Below are 12,046 nucleotides of genomic sequence, written 5' to 3'. Positions count from 1 at the left end.
CGGCCTCCAGAGCCTTGATCGAGTTCATGCCGTCGATTTCAGACTGAGTCAGGTCGCGGTAGCCGGTGATCTTCTTGTGCTGGTTATCCATGCTGCTCTCCTCGTCGCGTGTCGCGACACAATTTGCACTCTCGCGAAACGTGTCGCGACCTACTTGCTCTGACTGCGCTTGATCTGCGCGTCCACCTGGTCTGCGCAGGTGTCGAGCAGGTTGATGGCTTGGTTCTTCAGCTCCCACAGCTGGCCGTTGTCGGCAAGGTCCTCATCAGCTACCCGCTCACATGGCACCAGCTCAGGGGGCTCGACTCTTACTGCCGCTGTCTTTGTTACCACTGGCAGCTTTACCGCGCAGGCCGTCAGGCAGAGGCTGAGCAGCCCAATCACGAACAGGCTTGCTGTTGCGTTTGAGTTCTTCAAAGTTCTTCTCCGCCTTTCTGGCTTTCGCCTGACTGGCCTGTAGACGCTTGTTCAAGTCTTTCTGGTAGTCGGCGTTGCGCTGGGCTTCGGCGCGCAGCGTGGTGATCGTGGCCTGGCTTTCTAGGTTGGCGTCCACCGCCTTCTTCTTCTCGCTGGCTTCGAATGCCACCTCCCCGCGAAGGGCGACGACACGCGACTGCTGAATCCCAATGAGGAGCAGGCCGACCAGGGCGATGATGATTGCAGCAGCGAAGGCCTTCATGCGGAATCCGCCTTGCGACCGAGGAAACGAGTCACCAGTTCGCGTATGGCTGTCACGCCAAGAAAGCCGATCGTGCCACCGGCAGCGACCGACAGACTGGAAGGCCAGGCCATCCACTCAATAAGACTCGACGCGACCAAGCTCAGCGATCCACAGATCAGCGCCTCGAACACAATCCGGCGCTTACTGGTTTCCTTCGCGTCGTACATGACTCGAAGCAACGATACGGTGATGGACATGATCACGCCCTGCCAGAGCGGATTGCTCAACGCCAGCCAGATCTTGGCCCATGTGTCTGGCTTGTCAGGCATGTTTGGCATCCGGGTTGCCTCCCCCTTGGGGAGATTGATAAATCCGGCGTCAGCTGCACTCCCAGCTCGGAGCAATGGGTGTGGGGAGCCGAAAACTAAAAAGCCCCTGCGAATGCAGAGGCCCTGAATAGGTGCGCTCGTCTTTCCGAGCTGTCTGCCAAAGACCATCCCAGCGTCGACGCCCCTTTGCATCGATCTCGCTGATCCTGTCTCGCGCCACCCTGCAGCATTGTGAGGTCAGGGCGCGCGGGCTGCCGGTGTTGATTCCGTACGTCGCACTATCCGGCTATCGACGTCCAGGCCTTCCCGAGGGCTGTCCTGGCTACAGGTAAAACTACAGATTCTTTTTGTGGATGCGCCAACCCATGGCGACACCGGGGTGCAGATACTCTCCGGTGCGTGGATGGCGCGAGAAGTCGGTCTCGCCAACTTGGCGTGCGACCGCCTCCCAGGCCGTTCTGTGGCGCTCCAGCAGATTGCCTTTGGCTTTCAGCTTCATGCGCACCTCCCGGCAAGTCGAATTCGAGCCAATAAAAAACCCGGCGCGGTGGCCGGGTTCAATTTTTGAGTTAGTTGCCGAAGGCAAAACTCTAACAGTGGCGAAATCATGCCATGAGCCGCACGGGAACGCAATAGGCCCTCATGCGGCCTCGCGCATTTCGTAAATTACCGCCGCCACCGGACTGAGTGCTCGTCGGTCAAGATCCTCGCAGCAATCGAAGATCAGTTGCAGCATGCCGCCCCAATCCCGTTCCCAGTTGCATGACTCCAGGCGCACACCGTAGAACTGCCACATCCACTCCCTGAACTTCTCGGGGTTGGCGAACGGGTCCTCGTTGGCCGACTGGCCGCCCTGGTGCATGTACTGGTACCGGCGCATGACACCCTTCACCACGTACTCCAGCTTCTCCCGCTTGGCCGCTGTCATCCGAGGTGACTTGCTCTGCACCGCCAGGAATACCACCTCTTCCGCCGCCTCGCGGATGTCGTCGCTCTGCTCGGCGGCGTACATGAAGTCGCCGAAGACTCGGATCTGCGGGTGTAGCCGAGCGATTGCCGACTGGATATGCCCAGCCAGGGCGCCGTGGACTGCGTGATTCGCCGTAGGGCCACGCTCGGTGTTCTGCACCACCACACCCAATTGAACAACATCAGAGGTCTGGCCGGGGGCCGGGTTGTATTTGCAGTCATGCCACGCCTGGCGCGCTGAGTTGATCTTCATGCTGCCTCCCCCTTCTTCAGCTCTCTGGTCTTTGCCCGGTACTCGGCCTTGATGGTTTTGATTTCGCCCATTGCTATGCCCTCAAGTGCGGCAGGTCGTGCGCCGCCAAGTAATCGTTGCGCGCCTTCACTGCGTCGTTGAGGTCCTTGAACCGGCCGAGGTGTATCTGCTTCTTCTGCCACTGAACCTTCGCGCACCATCTGCCACGGTCCCAAGAAACCCCGACGTGACCGCTCGTGTTCTTGTCCGTCTTTTTGCGGTTGGCCGCCTGCACGTTGTAATCGGCGTAACGGCAATTACCTGGCTCATAGCCTTTCGAGGATTCAATCCGGTCAAGCGTCAGCTGATCGGTGTACCCGTTGGCGAGAGACCACTCCATGAATGGCTTGAAGCTCTTCCATTCTTCGCAAAGTGTTACGCCTTGGTATTTCTGAATTTCGGCACCGCGCGGATTCAGGCAGCGGCGCTTCATGTTCGCCCACGTTACGTGGAGCCTGCTGTTTCTGTTGTTGAGCCCGTGCGTAGAGCGCTTCTGGGCGCCATGCTTGTTGGCGCAGGGGACGCAAAGCCCCGTCATTACCTTTGCCCGCTCCGTACGCGACTCAAACTCACCAAGGCAGTCGCGGCACTGGAAGACCCCGATAGATCGACGGCTCCCAGAACGGACTTCGGTGAATTTGCGCAGAAGAATCACATCGCTGCACATGACAAGACCTCCTCGTAACGCTTTTCAAGGCGTCTCACTTTCTTTGTGAAGACAGCCTTCAGGCGCTTCAAATACGGTATTTCATGCCGAACCAGATCCTGATTGCGCTCCAGCCATTCCACCTTTTCCGCGCCGATCTTCTCGACCAGGCGAGGGCGGTAAACCATGATGTTTCCGCTCAGGTGCGCATTGCACTGGGAGCAGGACTTGTTCATGTTCCAGAGGTTGAATCGCAGGTGCGCAGCGGCGCCCACGCTGCGGAAGTGCGAGCAGTGCCATTGGCCGCCCCAGCTCGCCGGCTTGTCGCAGCTGATGCAGCCCAGATGAGCATCACGCAGCCGCACGTAGCGGTTGATGACTGCCTGAGCATCCTTGGCGTGATCCGCCCTACTCTTCAGCTTCTCCTTGCGTACCTTGATCTCGCGGCGTTCGCGCTGGGCGAACGACTTGCGCTGCTTCTCCTGTCGCTGACGGATGATCGCTACTGCACAGTCAGGCGAACACCAGGTTTGAAATGGCTGCGCAGGGACGAATGTGGCTCGGCATTCGGCGACTCGGCATTTCTTCGGGCGGGACCGCTTCACAGTGAGGTTCATAGTGCTTTCCTTGCAGCTCGCTCTACTTCTTCCTTTCGGGCTTTGCGCTTGCGTTCGAACTCTGCGAGCGATTGCTTGCGGCGGCGCTCGATGAAATGCCCAGCAATCACCCCGACAACCAAGGAGAGGAAAATCACAATCCAGAATTGCTCTGCTGGAGTCATCAATACCGCCCTCCCCACTTGTCCTGCTCAGTCCAGCGGACACCATGCTCGGCGCCGAAGGCATGCATCAGCTCGAACAGATCGCTGAACCACTTCTGGGACTGCTTGCGGGTCGATACGGCCATGACCACGAAGCCACCGTCGAGGCCTGGCTCTGCGCGCTGCTTCTCCAGTGAGGCACTGAAAAGGCACTTCCAGTCTTCACTGGTCAGCTTCTTGCCGTGCCAGACCACTTGCTCGGACACGTCCTTGAGCATTGCCCACATTTTCCGGTTGCAGACGTCCGGTCGTTTCTCGTCCTTGATGACCACGATCTTGGGTTTAGTGAAGTCGGTGGCGTGCAGGACGGCCATGAGACGGCTAATGTCGCGCTGACTACGGATTGCGAACTCGTTCATGCCGCAACCTCCGTCGCCATAGCGTTCGTGTATTTCTCCACCAGGTGGGAACGTGAGACGAACGCATCGACGACGAATCCCCCTAAATCGATTGCGAGCGGATCACCGTTGCCATGACCGCGCGGCACGTAATACTTGCGATCCTCGCGGCCCTGAACCGGGTCAATCACGAAGTAACCCTCATCGGTCACCTCGATCAGGATCTGGTGATTGCCCGCCTCGATATTGAGCGAAGGCGCCGTGCAGAGATAAACGCCCTCGTCCGCCAGCGGCGGGTTGTCGACACTGAAAAACGCCGTGTATTTGATCCCGAGGTATTCGAGCATTTCGCGCATGGTCAGCTCGCCCTCGCGGTATGGCTTGTGCAGCTCATTGATGACCTCAGCAGCAGGTCGGCCAGCAAGCATCGCGAGGCACGTTGAAACGCAACTCACCGGGCACGGCTGCATTTGGCGAACAATCAACGGGGTCATGGTCGCTTTCTCCTTGAGTCTTCACGCATCGGCTCGGTGACGGCCTTCTCGACGCTCCAGCCGTAACGAGCGATTCGGCTTTGCGCGACCTTGGGCGGAATCCCGAAGTGCTTTGCCAGCTCGAACACGGTCCCGCGAACACCTCGGACGATGTGGCACTGCTCGCGCATGCTCCAAAGTTTTACGGTCATGTCAGAAACCCTCCTTGCCGCGCTGAGATTCCCAGTCGAACGGCACAACGATCATTCCGCCCTCGCGCAGGCGGTCGACGCAGCGGTCACCCATGGCGGCCGGCAACTGGCTGGCTTCGAGGTTGGAGATCACCACCGTGGGGCGCTCCTGCTCGTACCGGCCGTTGATGATTGCGAACAGGGTCGTCAGCTCGAAGTCGCTCGGCTGCTCCTTGCTCACACCCACCTCGTCCAGCACCAGCAGATCGGGATCGATCAGGCTCGAGAGAATCTCGGCCTCGCTGCGTTCGCTGTGCTTGTCGTACGTGGAGCGAATAGCCTGAAGGATCGCGCCGACAGTGCGGTACACGGCCGTGCGCGAAGTGTTGTGCAGCAGCTCGTTCGCCATACCTGCGCCGAGGTGCGTTTTCCCGGTACCGGGCTTGCCGATCAGCACCATGCAGCGACCGGTCTTCAGGATCTCGTCGAAGATCTGCACGTAGTGCTGGCAGAACCGGAGGGCTTTGCGCTGGCCGTCGTTCTCGGCCTGGTAGTTACCCAAGGTGCGAGTGGTAAAGCGTTTCGGGATCAGCGCGTCACCCAGCTTGCGAGCGAGGGACATACGCAGTTCCATCGCCTTGTTCGCTTGCTCAGCGGCTTCGGACTTCTCTCGGGCAATACGGCTGCACTCAGGGCAATTGCTTCTGAGCTCGCGACCCAGCACGACATAGACCTTCTGCTCGTAGGCGCCGTGGGTTTCGCACTCAGCAGGCTGGATGCGAGTGCCCGGCGGCAGTTCCGGAGTGTTTTGAACTGGCTCAGAGCGCATAGCTGCCGTCCTCCCGCTGCTTCAATCCGGAGGTGTAATCGCGCTCGGCGAAGCCAGTGTGGCGAGATTGCGCCTCACGCTTCACGAACGGTCGGACGTTGCTGGACCGGTTCTTGTCGTCCTTGACCCACTTCACCAGAAGGGAAACCCACTTGGACTGTGTTTGCAGGAGGCCAGTTGTTTCATGGTGAGCGGTGAAAGGTGCCACGGCCTCCTTCGTGAACAGGTCAGTCGATACACCGAAGTGGACGCAGTAGGTCTTCAGCAGATTGGCGTCAGGCATCCAATCCAGCTTCATTTCTACTGGGGTCTTTGGGTCAACAGGCGGCTCGTCTTCATCCAGCGGAAGGTCTTCAAGATCATCGAAGCCTTCGAAGCTTGAGCCCGTAATTTCTTCGCCCGCGTTGTGAGAGTGGTGTTGATCCCTTCCATTCCCTTCCCCTTCCCTTCCGGGGGTGAGGGCTCGACTGCCATTCGACGACTCCTCGTCGAGTACTCGGCTACCGCTCGGCGAGCTTTCGTCAGGGCATCCGATAAATGCCGGGTACTTGAAGGTGCGCTTATCGATTTTCTGGTGCCGCCAGCCGCGCACATGGAGGTAGGTTTTGCCCTCGACTGAGTAAAGAGCAATCAGGTCGGATGATTTCAGCTCGCCCAGCAGGCCATCAACCGATTCAACGGTTATGTCGTCGCCAGGGAACACGAGGGCCTTAATGGTCCGCGGCGACAACGGGTGATTGCCACCGTCGTCACAGAAGTTCCAGATGCCGATGAATAGGAGACGGGCCAGCGGCGTGCAGGACATGACCTGCTCGCTCGACCAGAACTCGGGCTTGACGGTACGGATGCGAGCCATCACGCGGCCCCCTTGAGTGCTTTGTCATGAGTGAACAGCCCGTCCCAGGTCTTCTTCATTGGCAGCTCGCCGGCCAGGTACAGGTCATACAGGCGCACGGCGCCCTTCTTGAGCAGAACTGGCGTGAAGGAAACGAACGGCTCTTTGCCGTGGGGAGTGACTTCGTGCTGATGCTCGGTCATGTACTTGTCGCGGGCGTAGGACGCAACACGGAAGCGCAGGCCAGACTTGCTCTCGTTGTAGAGCCAGTTGCGGCCTTCGAGGAACTTGCCCACCTGCATGACGTTGACCCCATTGAGGCCCTTGCAGAATTGGGTGTGCGTCATCCCTTCCTTGAAGAGGTTCTCCATGGAGTGGATTTTCTCGGCCTGAGCTTCGACCTGGATGGTCAGCAGCAGACGCTGCTGCTCTGCCTCGAAGGCGAGCTGGATAAGATCCATGCGGGAGAGTTCGCGTGGTTGGGCGATCTGCCCTTCCAGCTCCTGCCAGCGGTCCACCAGCGCGGCGGTGAACTCCGGGCTGAGCTGGGCAACCACGACGAAGCTGTCGCGCTTGCAGACCAGATACTCGGAAGCCTTGCGGCCGAGGCTGTCGAGGTATTCCCCCATTGGGGGAAGAGCAATCACAGGGTTTCCATTCGCGTCGGTCCGCGCGGAAAGTCGTTCGATGGATTGCTTAACCTTGTCGTGGCGCGAGCCGACCAGTTCGGCAATCTCGCGAGAAGACATAGAGGTACGCGACACGTTTTCACCGTTGCCAAATTGTGTCGCGACACTGGCCGGGGTATTGATCGTTTGGATTGATTGGTGCATGATTCGCTCCAGTTGTTACTGCTGTTGAAAAAGCCACCCTCGTCCGGTGGTTTTTTTATGCCTGTTGAAAAGTGGGCCCTTCTTCAGGCCCTGTGTGAGGGCCTCACCTATCCGGTAGAGGGCCTCTTAAGTCCCACCAGTGTCAGGACTGGCGCTTTGTGCCTGCCAACGAAGACCGTTGCTCCCGAGGTGATTGCCTCGAGAAGGATCTCGTTTACCGCCTCTTCAAACGTCCACCCTCTTGCCTCCATGAGTTGGTGAACTTTGGCGCGGGTCTCTGGCGGCACGTTTTCTTCTGTGAACTGCATTCGTGCCCTCCTGAGGGCCTCTAGCCCGCGATATTCTTGAGGTCCTTAAGGTCCTCGGGCATGAGTGCTTCGATTGCGCCATTGACTGCTGCCCACTCCAGCATCTCGAAAAGGTACGTCGCGTACTCGCGACGGCTTTTGTCGGCGGCGCGCTGCAACTGTCGATCGAGCAATGGATACAGACGGATCTTCCTGGCGATGTCTCGGCGCTGGTTGAGGGGGTCTTTGAAGCCCATACGGGGATTGCTCCTTGGTGATTGAAAAATGGTTATGCGGCGGATTTCTTGAGCGCCTGGGCGGGATCGTCTTCGCGTTTCGCTATCAGCGCTCCGCTCGACTCCTTCTCCAAAACGCATTGCATTGGGTAGGAGAAGCCGCCCGTGGCACGGCACTGAGATACCCGGCTGCCAGTCACGCCAAGGGCGTCGCCGATAGCGCGGCCAGTGCCGAAATGTGTCAGTGCTTCGTCGTAGGTCATGGCTGTGTCTCCAGTGTCTACGCCGAGTTTAGAGTTCTTAACAACACAAGGCAAGTTATCTAAACAGTGATTTGTTTAGAATCCTAAATATGGAATTTAAAGACCGCATCACCGAGCGCATGAGGGCCTTAGGCCTGACGCCTGCGGACATAGTCAAAGCGACTGGCGTCTCCAAAGCGACCGTCAGCTTTTGGGTGTCCGGCACTAATGGAGCGAAGGGTAAAAATCTTCTCGCGCTAGCGAAGGCTCTTGAGTGCTCGCCTGAATGGCTGTCTGAAGGAACGGGATCGCCAGGTGATGCCGCATCGCAAGATGGCCCGAAATCAGGCGCTACCAGCGCGGAACTGGTGGCTCACATGCTTGCGACAAAAGCCGGGAAGAACCTGTCAGAGAAAGCGCGGGAAATGGTTTTGGCGGCAGCAGCCGAAGCTGATACCCCTGCTGTAAACGGGCAGCAATACCTACCGAAGAATTACGCGGCGCTGCGCCCAACGAACGACGAGATCCTAATCCCTCAATACGACATCCGTGCCGCAATGGGCCACGGCCAGGTTCCGCCTGAGTACAACGAGGCGGTCCGCAACCTTGTGGTGCGTGAGGCGATCTTGCGCGAGAAGGGAGTGACGTACACCTCAGCCGGTGCGCTAGCCATGATCACCGGCTGGGGCCAATCGATGGAAGGCACGATCAATGACAAGGATCTGGTGATCGTAGATCGCGGGATAAAGGAGTTCGTTGGCGAGGGAATTTATGTGATGACCTGGCACCAGGAGCTATACATCAAGCGTGTCATGCGCCTCGACGAAGACAATTACCGCCTGATCTCGGACAACCAGCATTACGAAAACCAGACCGCCCGGATCGAAGACGTGACGATCCACGCCAAGGTCCTGTTCATTTGGAATGGGCGCAAGGCCTGACACCTGGCAGTTTTTAGCGTGCGGTGTGCTCGCGCCGCGAAAACCGAGCCATCACCTGAGATAAGGAAGTCATATGAAGAAGCCATTTGTCGCACCGCGACTCGTCGGCGCAAGATTTGATGACCACACGATCCCACTTGAGCTGCTAAAAGACTTGGCAGCGCTGGAAGAGTTCGTGGTGGCCGTAGCTAAATGGAAATTTGTTCAGCAGCACGGCCGGGTTCGGACGCCGAAGGGATTTACGGATCACTTGTCGATAAACCTGTCCTCGGTCGGAGAGGGAAGCGCTGTCCCCAACATCGTGATTGAATACAATGATCCTACTGCGGGCCTTTTTGCTGCCGCCAATGAGGACTATTTTTTCCAGGCGGTGCAGTCGATTGGTAATGCGATAGACGCCGCCGAGCGTGGCACTCCGATCACCGAACATATACCCGCAACGCTGCTTGGATATTTCGACAGATTCGGCAGAGGCTTGCGTGATGGGGAGGTATTGGAGTTTCGACCGGGAACTGATAGACCTGCTAGGCTCTCAAAACTAACCCGGCGAAGACTTCTGCTAGCGTCACAGAACCAGGTTCTCACGGATGAAGTCACCGTCCGCGGCTTGGTGCCTGAAATAGACCAAGCGAAAATGAGTTTTGAGCTGCTCCTGCCTGATGGCAAAAAGATTACCGCGAAGATGGATGCAATACACCTCGACACTATCCTTGAAGCTACGCGCGGGTTTCGTGAGGGGCTTAAAATTTCAGTATCTGGTGTTGGTCGATTCGACCGCACGGAAAAGCTTCACTCCCTGGACCTTATAGAGGACGCTGTGATCATCGAATCGAATGATCCGCTCGCACGACTGGATGAGCTCAGACTTTTACGAGTCGGCTGGCTTGACGGTCGCGGCGTGGTCCCAAGCCCTGAAGAGTTTGACTGGATAGAGTCATTTTTTAGAGATCAGTACCCAGCCACTCTGCCCACGCCATTTATTTATCCCACTGCCGAAGGTGGCTTCCAGTTTGAATGGAGAACCGGCAATCAGGATCTCAGCCTCGAAATTATTCCGCAGAACAAAACGGCTGAGCTGCACGGCCTCAATATCAAGGATGGTGCAGACACATACATGGAGCTGAATCTCGAAGCCAGGGCTGACGTCGATTCGCTGATAGATTTCATTTCCAAAGCAGCAAAGGGTGAAGTGTAATGGACGATCAAACTCAGTTGCTGCGACAGGTTCACCCAAGCTTTGTGCAAGACGGAAAAATTACATCTCAAGTTTTCCGTCCGACTCCGAAGGATGACAAGAAGCTCTCTTCTTATGATGGTGGATTGATCACTCCAGAGGCTTCATACGCTCACTTCACTGCCAGGGAAGATTGCCGATCGGCGGGCGTAGTTTCTATAACTACAGCCGAATGCCAAGCGCTGGGGTTGCCGGCGTTATCCGATCCGGAAGAGTTTCCGGAGCACGTTCTGATCGATTTCAGTGAGTTCGAAAAGAAGGAAATCGAGAAGAAAGCGAAAATCCTCAGGGCGAATGCGGAATCGCGCGACTGGCTCTTTAAGCCATAACTGCGAGTCAGCAACGCACAATCATCGCCTGAATCACAAAGCCCGCCATACAAGCGGGCTTTTTAATGCTCGTCAGAATGGCGCGACCTCCTCCACCTTCATGAACTCGTCAGGCACTTCGGCCTCATGATCATTTTCGGATGACGCCTCCCACTTCAGCGTCACCGACTCGTCGTCGTTGAAAGTCATGTCTATGCCGTCCGTTTCGGCCAGCAAGCCCATCACCTCGTCCCACTCCCTATCACCGTCGCTGTCCAGTCGATGAATCGTCACGCAGCGCAGATCCTGCGCGAACGGATGATTGATCATTGACGACACCCTAAGGCCCAGCCGCTCGATCCCGCTCATCTCCTGACGTACTGCTGGTTTCGCCTGCTTCTTTGCCATTCAAAATCCTCCTTATTTGACTGTATATCCATACAGCATAGCGTGTAGGTTCCTAAACCGAAAGACCTGTTGCGACGAGCGCGATCCGACGCCTTTTGGCTTCGTTTGTTAAGTTTTCTAAAATAAGTGTTGACGTATTTTGTTAAGTTTTCTAAATTACACCCATCGCAGCGACACACAGCCACTGCGAAGGGCCTCAACAGACCCGCCGCTCTTTAACAATCTGATGGACGCCGAGCTGGCCGATGCATAGCCAGCGGACGTACCGCGCAACGGTACGCAGCGATTCGACCTCATGTCGGCGCTGGGCATAGGAGACCTCATTCGGAGGGCGTAGCTGGAGAGGCTGCGTGGTGGTGAGTAAGCGTTTGGCCTTGGGACCTTGATCCCCTGTCGCGCTGAAAGTCATCAACGGGAAAGCGACCGTTGGCCTATGCAAGGGAGCGATACAAACAGATTTCCTCGATGCCCTTCTTACGAGGGGTATCAGGGAAATCAAACCGGAGTGATACGGCTATGAGCCAAAAAATAACGAGTGGGCAGGAAATCACAATCAACATGCTTTTCAGTGAATGGCTGGCAGCGTCGAAATCGCTTGAGCGTAAGGCGCTCGATTACAAGCTGGCCAGAGAGCGGAACGAGTCAGCCAGAAATTTGTTCGTCAAACAGTTCGCCGAGGCTCATCAGATAAGCCCCTGCGACATCACGGCGCTACTTTCCAGCCTCTAGCTTCTCGATTCTGCCTAGCAACACGGTAACCACGTTGCACAGGGCAAAAATCGCTTCAGACGCATCCTTGATGTCCTTTGACTCGCCATGCAAAGCAAGCTTGTTTGCTGCTGCTCGTGCCAAGTCAATTGACTCAACTATCCCACTTCTTTCCTGGCTCATACACATCCTCTGTGGTGCTTGTTGGTGGAACTTCAAGCGTACCACCGAGCGCGTCACCTGCGCAGTGGTGAGCTGGCCGCTGGCCTTAATGTGTGACGCCGGCTAGGTGGGGAAACCGCGGCGCCGAGCATGGGGCGGAAAAACGAGAAAGATTTACTGATGCCGCTTCTATGAGGCGGCATTGGAAATCAACGGAGGAAGTGAGATGGGCAGATTTGAAAGTTTTCCGGAACAACTGATGGCCTGCTTCATGCTGGGATTTCCAGTAGTGGGCCTGCTCTTG

The 12,046-nt window shown here is 57.0% G+C and carries 21 protein-coding genes and 1 pseudogene; 4 read left to right on the top strand and 18 right to left on the bottom strand.

The genetic code is table 11. The annotated features are described in order from the left end of the window. The 17 genes and pseudogenes from L6D63_RS28950 to L6D63_RS27825 all read right to left on the bottom strand — a co-directional run. Positions 1 to 91 (bottom strand): annotated as a pseudogene (locus L6D63_RS28950) (Acb2/Tad1 domain-containing protein); the annotation flags it as partial. 59 nt (positions 92 to 150) lie between these two features. Next, a complete protein-coding gene (locus L6D63_RS27900; protein ID WP_047297581.1) occupies positions 151 to 333 on the bottom strand; it encodes a hypothetical protein in 183 nt (60 codons plus the stop codon). After that, positions 293 to 679, bottom strand: a complete 387-nt coding sequence (locus L6D63_RS27895) for a hypothetical protein (RefSeq protein WP_122602497.1) — start codon at positions 677 to 679, stop codon at positions 293 to 295. Before L6D63_RS27895 ends, L6D63_RS27900 begins: the two co-directional genes overlap by 41 nt. After that, a complete protein-coding gene (locus L6D63_RS27890) occupies positions 676 to 999 on the bottom strand; it encodes a phage holin, lambda family (RefSeq protein ID WP_131671934.1) in 324 nt (107 codons plus the stop codon). The genes L6D63_RS27895 and L6D63_RS27890 overlap by 4 nt, the downstream gene beginning before the upstream one ends. Positions 1,000 to 1,324: 325 nt before the next feature. After that, entirely contained in the window at positions 1,325 to 1,489 is a 165-nt protein-coding gene (locus tag L6D63_RS27885) for a hypothetical protein (RefSeq protein WP_236170484.1), read from the bottom strand. 141 nt (positions 1,490 to 1,630) lie between these two features. Continuing rightward, entirely contained in the window at positions 1,631 to 2,212 is a 582-nt protein-coding gene (locus L6D63_RS27880) for a hypothetical protein (protein WP_131671935.1), read from the bottom strand. A gap of 73 nt (positions 2,213 to 2,285) precedes the next feature. Continuing rightward, positions 2,286 to 2,684: a hypothetical protein gene (locus L6D63_RS27875; protein ID WP_236170483.1), complete on the bottom strand. Its 399-nt coding sequence runs from the start codon at positions 2,682 to 2,684 to the stop codon at positions 2,286 to 2,288. Positions 2,685 to 2,902: 218 nt separating this feature from the next. Further along, complete coding sequence (locus L6D63_RS27870) at positions 2,903 to 3,514, bottom strand: recombination protein NinG (protein ID WP_131671937.1); 612 nt, start codon at positions 3,512 to 3,514, stop codon at positions 2,903 to 2,905. Next, positions 3,511 to 3,678, bottom strand: a complete 168-nt coding sequence (locus L6D63_RS27865; RefSeq protein ID WP_156497535.1) for a Z-ring associated ZapG family protein — start codon at positions 3,676 to 3,678, stop codon at positions 3,511 to 3,513. The genes L6D63_RS27870 and L6D63_RS27865 overlap by 4 nt, the downstream gene beginning before the upstream one ends. Beyond that, on the bottom strand, positions 3,678 to 4,076 hold the full coding sequence (locus L6D63_RS27860; RefSeq protein WP_131671938.1) for a recombination protein NinB: 399 nt from the start codon (positions 4,074 to 4,076) through the stop codon (positions 3,678 to 3,680). Before L6D63_RS27860 ends, L6D63_RS27865 begins: the two co-directional genes overlap by 1 nt. Next, positions 4,073 to 4,549, bottom strand: coding sequence for a hypothetical protein (locus tag L6D63_RS27855; RefSeq protein WP_131671939.1), 477 nt, complete (start codon positions 4,547 to 4,549; stop codon positions 4,073 to 4,075). Before L6D63_RS27855 ends, L6D63_RS27860 begins: the two co-directional genes overlap by 4 nt. Beyond that, on the bottom strand, positions 4,546 to 4,740 hold the full coding sequence (locus L6D63_RS27850; RefSeq protein ID WP_131671940.1) for a hypothetical protein: 195 nt from the start codon (positions 4,738 to 4,740) through the stop codon (positions 4,546 to 4,548). Before L6D63_RS27850 ends, L6D63_RS27855 begins: the two co-directional genes overlap by 4 nt. Before the next feature lies 1 nt (position 4,741). Further along, positions 4,742 to 5,548, bottom strand: coding sequence for an ATP-binding protein (locus L6D63_RS27845; RefSeq protein ID WP_131671941.1), 807 nt, complete (start codon positions 5,546 to 5,548; stop codon positions 4,742 to 4,744). Further along, positions 5,538 to 6,404, bottom strand: coding sequence for a DnaT-like ssDNA-binding domain-containing protein (locus tag L6D63_RS27840; protein WP_131671942.1), 867 nt, complete (start codon positions 6,402 to 6,404; stop codon positions 5,538 to 5,540). Before L6D63_RS27840 ends, L6D63_RS27845 begins: the two co-directional genes overlap by 11 nt. Continuing rightward, entirely contained in the window at positions 6,404 to 7,216 is an 813-nt protein-coding gene (locus L6D63_RS27835) for a Rha family transcriptional regulator (protein WP_373873764.1), read from the bottom strand. Before L6D63_RS27835 ends, L6D63_RS27840 begins: the two co-directional genes overlap by 1 nt. A gap of 328 nt (positions 7,217 to 7,544) precedes the next feature. Beyond that, the gene (locus L6D63_RS27830; RefSeq protein ID WP_064588254.1) at positions 7,545 to 7,760 is read right to left on the bottom strand and encodes a hypothetical protein; all 216 of its coding nucleotides are present in this window, start codon (positions 7,758 to 7,760) and stop codon (positions 7,545 to 7,547) included. A 32-nt stretch (positions 7,761 to 7,792) separates the two neighbouring features. Next, positions 7,793 to 8,002, bottom strand: coding sequence for a hypothetical protein (locus tag L6D63_RS27825; protein WP_131671943.1), 210 nt, complete (start codon positions 8,000 to 8,002; stop codon positions 7,793 to 7,795). Between the two features lie 89 nt (positions 8,003 to 8,091). Between L6D63_RS27825 and L6D63_RS27820 the strand changes: the two genes are divergently transcribed. The 3 genes from L6D63_RS27820 (at position 8,092) to L6D63_RS27810 (ending at position 10,485) form a co-directional block, all read left to right on the top strand. Beyond that, positions 8,092 to 8,922 (top strand): S24 family peptidase, encoded by an 831-nt coding sequence (locus L6D63_RS27820; protein WP_131671944.1) that lies wholly within the window; start codon positions 8,092 to 8,094, stop codon positions 8,920 to 8,922. A gap of 73 nt (positions 8,923 to 8,995) precedes the next feature. Then, positions 8,996 to 10,117 carry a hypothetical protein gene (locus L6D63_RS27815; protein WP_064361110.1) on the top strand — a complete coding sequence of 374 codons (1,122 nt, stop codon included), beginning with the start codon at positions 8,996 to 8,998 and terminating at the stop codon, positions 10,115 to 10,117. Then, positions 10,117 to 10,485, top strand: a complete 369-nt coding sequence (locus L6D63_RS27810) for a hypothetical protein (protein ID WP_064361109.1) — start codon at positions 10,117 to 10,119, stop codon at positions 10,483 to 10,485. Before L6D63_RS27815 ends, L6D63_RS27810 begins: the two co-directional genes overlap by 1 nt. Positions 10,486 to 10,557: 72 nt before the next feature. On the opposite strand, the gene L6D63_RS27805 is transcribed toward L6D63_RS27810, so the two are convergent. Then, positions 10,558 to 10,872: a DUF1654 domain-containing protein gene (locus L6D63_RS27805; protein WP_064361108.1), complete on the bottom strand. Its 315-nt coding sequence runs from the start codon at positions 10,870 to 10,872 to the stop codon at positions 10,558 to 10,560. 516 nt (positions 10,873 to 11,388) lie between these two features. Between L6D63_RS27805 and L6D63_RS27800 the strand changes: the two genes are divergently transcribed. Then, on the top strand, positions 11,389 to 11,601 hold the full coding sequence (locus L6D63_RS27800; protein WP_131671945.1) for a hypothetical protein: 213 nt from the start codon (positions 11,389 to 11,391) through the stop codon (positions 11,599 to 11,601). The last annotated feature ends 445 nt before the right edge of the window (positions 11,602 to 12,046 follow it).

This window comes from Pseudomonas parakoreensis (assembly GCF_021602155.1).
Classification (GTDB): Bacteria; Pseudomonadota; Gammaproteobacteria; order Pseudomonadales; family Pseudomonadaceae; genus Aquipseudomonas; species Aquipseudomonas parakoreensis.
Note: the sequence above shows the minus strand (reverse complement) of the source record. Positions and strands in the feature narration are given on the sequence as shown.

Bases quoted from the DNA above. Each gene is read 5' to 3' on its own strand.
- L6D63_RS27815 (WP_064361110.1), top strand. From the start codon at position 8,996: ATGAAGAAGCCATTTGTCGCACCGCGACTCGTCGGCGCAAGATTTGAT.
- L6D63_RS27865 (WP_156497535.1), bottom strand. From the start codon at position 3,678: ATGACTCCAGCAGAGCAATTCTGGATTGTGATTTTCCTCTCCTTGGTT.
- L6D63_RS27820 (WP_131671944.1), top strand. From the start codon at position 8,092: ATGGAATTTAAAGACCGCATCACCGAGCGCATGAGGGCCTTAGGCCTG.
- L6D63_RS27835 (WP_373873764.1), bottom strand. From the start codon at position 7,216: ATGCACCAATCAATCCAAACGATCAATACCCCGGCCAGTGTCGCGACA.
- L6D63_RS27800 (WP_131671945.1), top strand. From the start codon at position 11,389: ATGAGCCAAAAAATAACGAGTGGGCAGGAAATCACAATCAACATGCTT.
- L6D63_RS27850 (WP_131671940.1), bottom strand. From the start codon at position 4,740: ATGACCGTAAAACTTTGGAGCATGCGCGAGCAGTGCCACATCGTCCGA.
- L6D63_RS27825 (WP_131671943.1), bottom strand. From the start codon at position 8,002: ATGACCTACGACGAAGCACTGACACATTTCGGCACTGGCCGCGCTATC.
- L6D63_RS27840 (WP_131671942.1), bottom strand. From the start codon at position 6,404: ATGGCTCGCATCCGTACCGTCAAGCCCGAGTTCTGGTCGAGCGAGCAG.
- L6D63_RS27810 (WP_064361109.1), top strand. From the start codon at position 10,117: ATGGACGATCAAACTCAGTTGCTGCGACAGGTTCACCCAAGCTTTGTG.
- L6D63_RS27895 (WP_122602497.1), bottom strand. From the start codon at position 679: ATGAAGGCCTTCGCTGCTGCAATCATCATCGCCCTGGTCGGCCTGCTC.
- L6D63_RS27885 (WP_236170484.1), bottom strand. From the start codon at position 1,489: ATGAAGCTGAAAGCCAAAGGCAATCTGCTGGAGCGCCACAGAACGGCC.
- L6D63_RS27805 (WP_064361108.1), bottom strand. From the start codon at position 10,872: ATGGCAAAGAAGCAGGCGAAACCAGCAGTACGTCAGGAGATGAGCGGG.
- L6D63_RS27860 (WP_131671938.1), bottom strand. From the start codon at position 4,076: ATGAACGAGTTCGCAATCCGTAGTCAGCGCGACATTAGCCGTCTCATG.
- L6D63_RS27890 (WP_131671934.1), bottom strand. From the start codon at position 999: ATGCCAAACATGCCTGACAAGCCAGACACATGGGCCAAGATCTGGCTG.
- L6D63_RS27875 (WP_236170483.1), bottom strand. From the start codon at position 2,684: ATGAAGCGCCGCTGCCTGAATCCGCGCGGTGCCGAAATTCAGAAATAC.
- L6D63_RS27830 (WP_064588254.1), bottom strand. From the start codon at position 7,760: ATGGGCTTCAAAGACCCCCTCAACCAGCGCCGAGACATCGCCAGGAAG.
- L6D63_RS27855 (WP_131671939.1), bottom strand. From the start codon at position 4,549: ATGACCCCGTTGATTGTTCGCCAAATGCAGCCGTGCCCGGTGAGTTGC.
- L6D63_RS27870 (WP_131671937.1), bottom strand. From the start codon at position 3,514: ATGAACCTCACTGTGAAGCGGTCCCGCCCGAAGAAATGCCGAGTCGCC.
- L6D63_RS27845 (WP_131671941.1), bottom strand. From the start codon at position 5,548: ATGCGCTCTGAGCCAGTTCAAAACACTCCGGAACTGCCGCCGGGCACT.
- L6D63_RS27880 (WP_131671935.1), bottom strand. From the start codon at position 2,212: ATGAAGATCAACTCAGCGCGCCAGGCGTGGCATGACTGCAAATACAAC.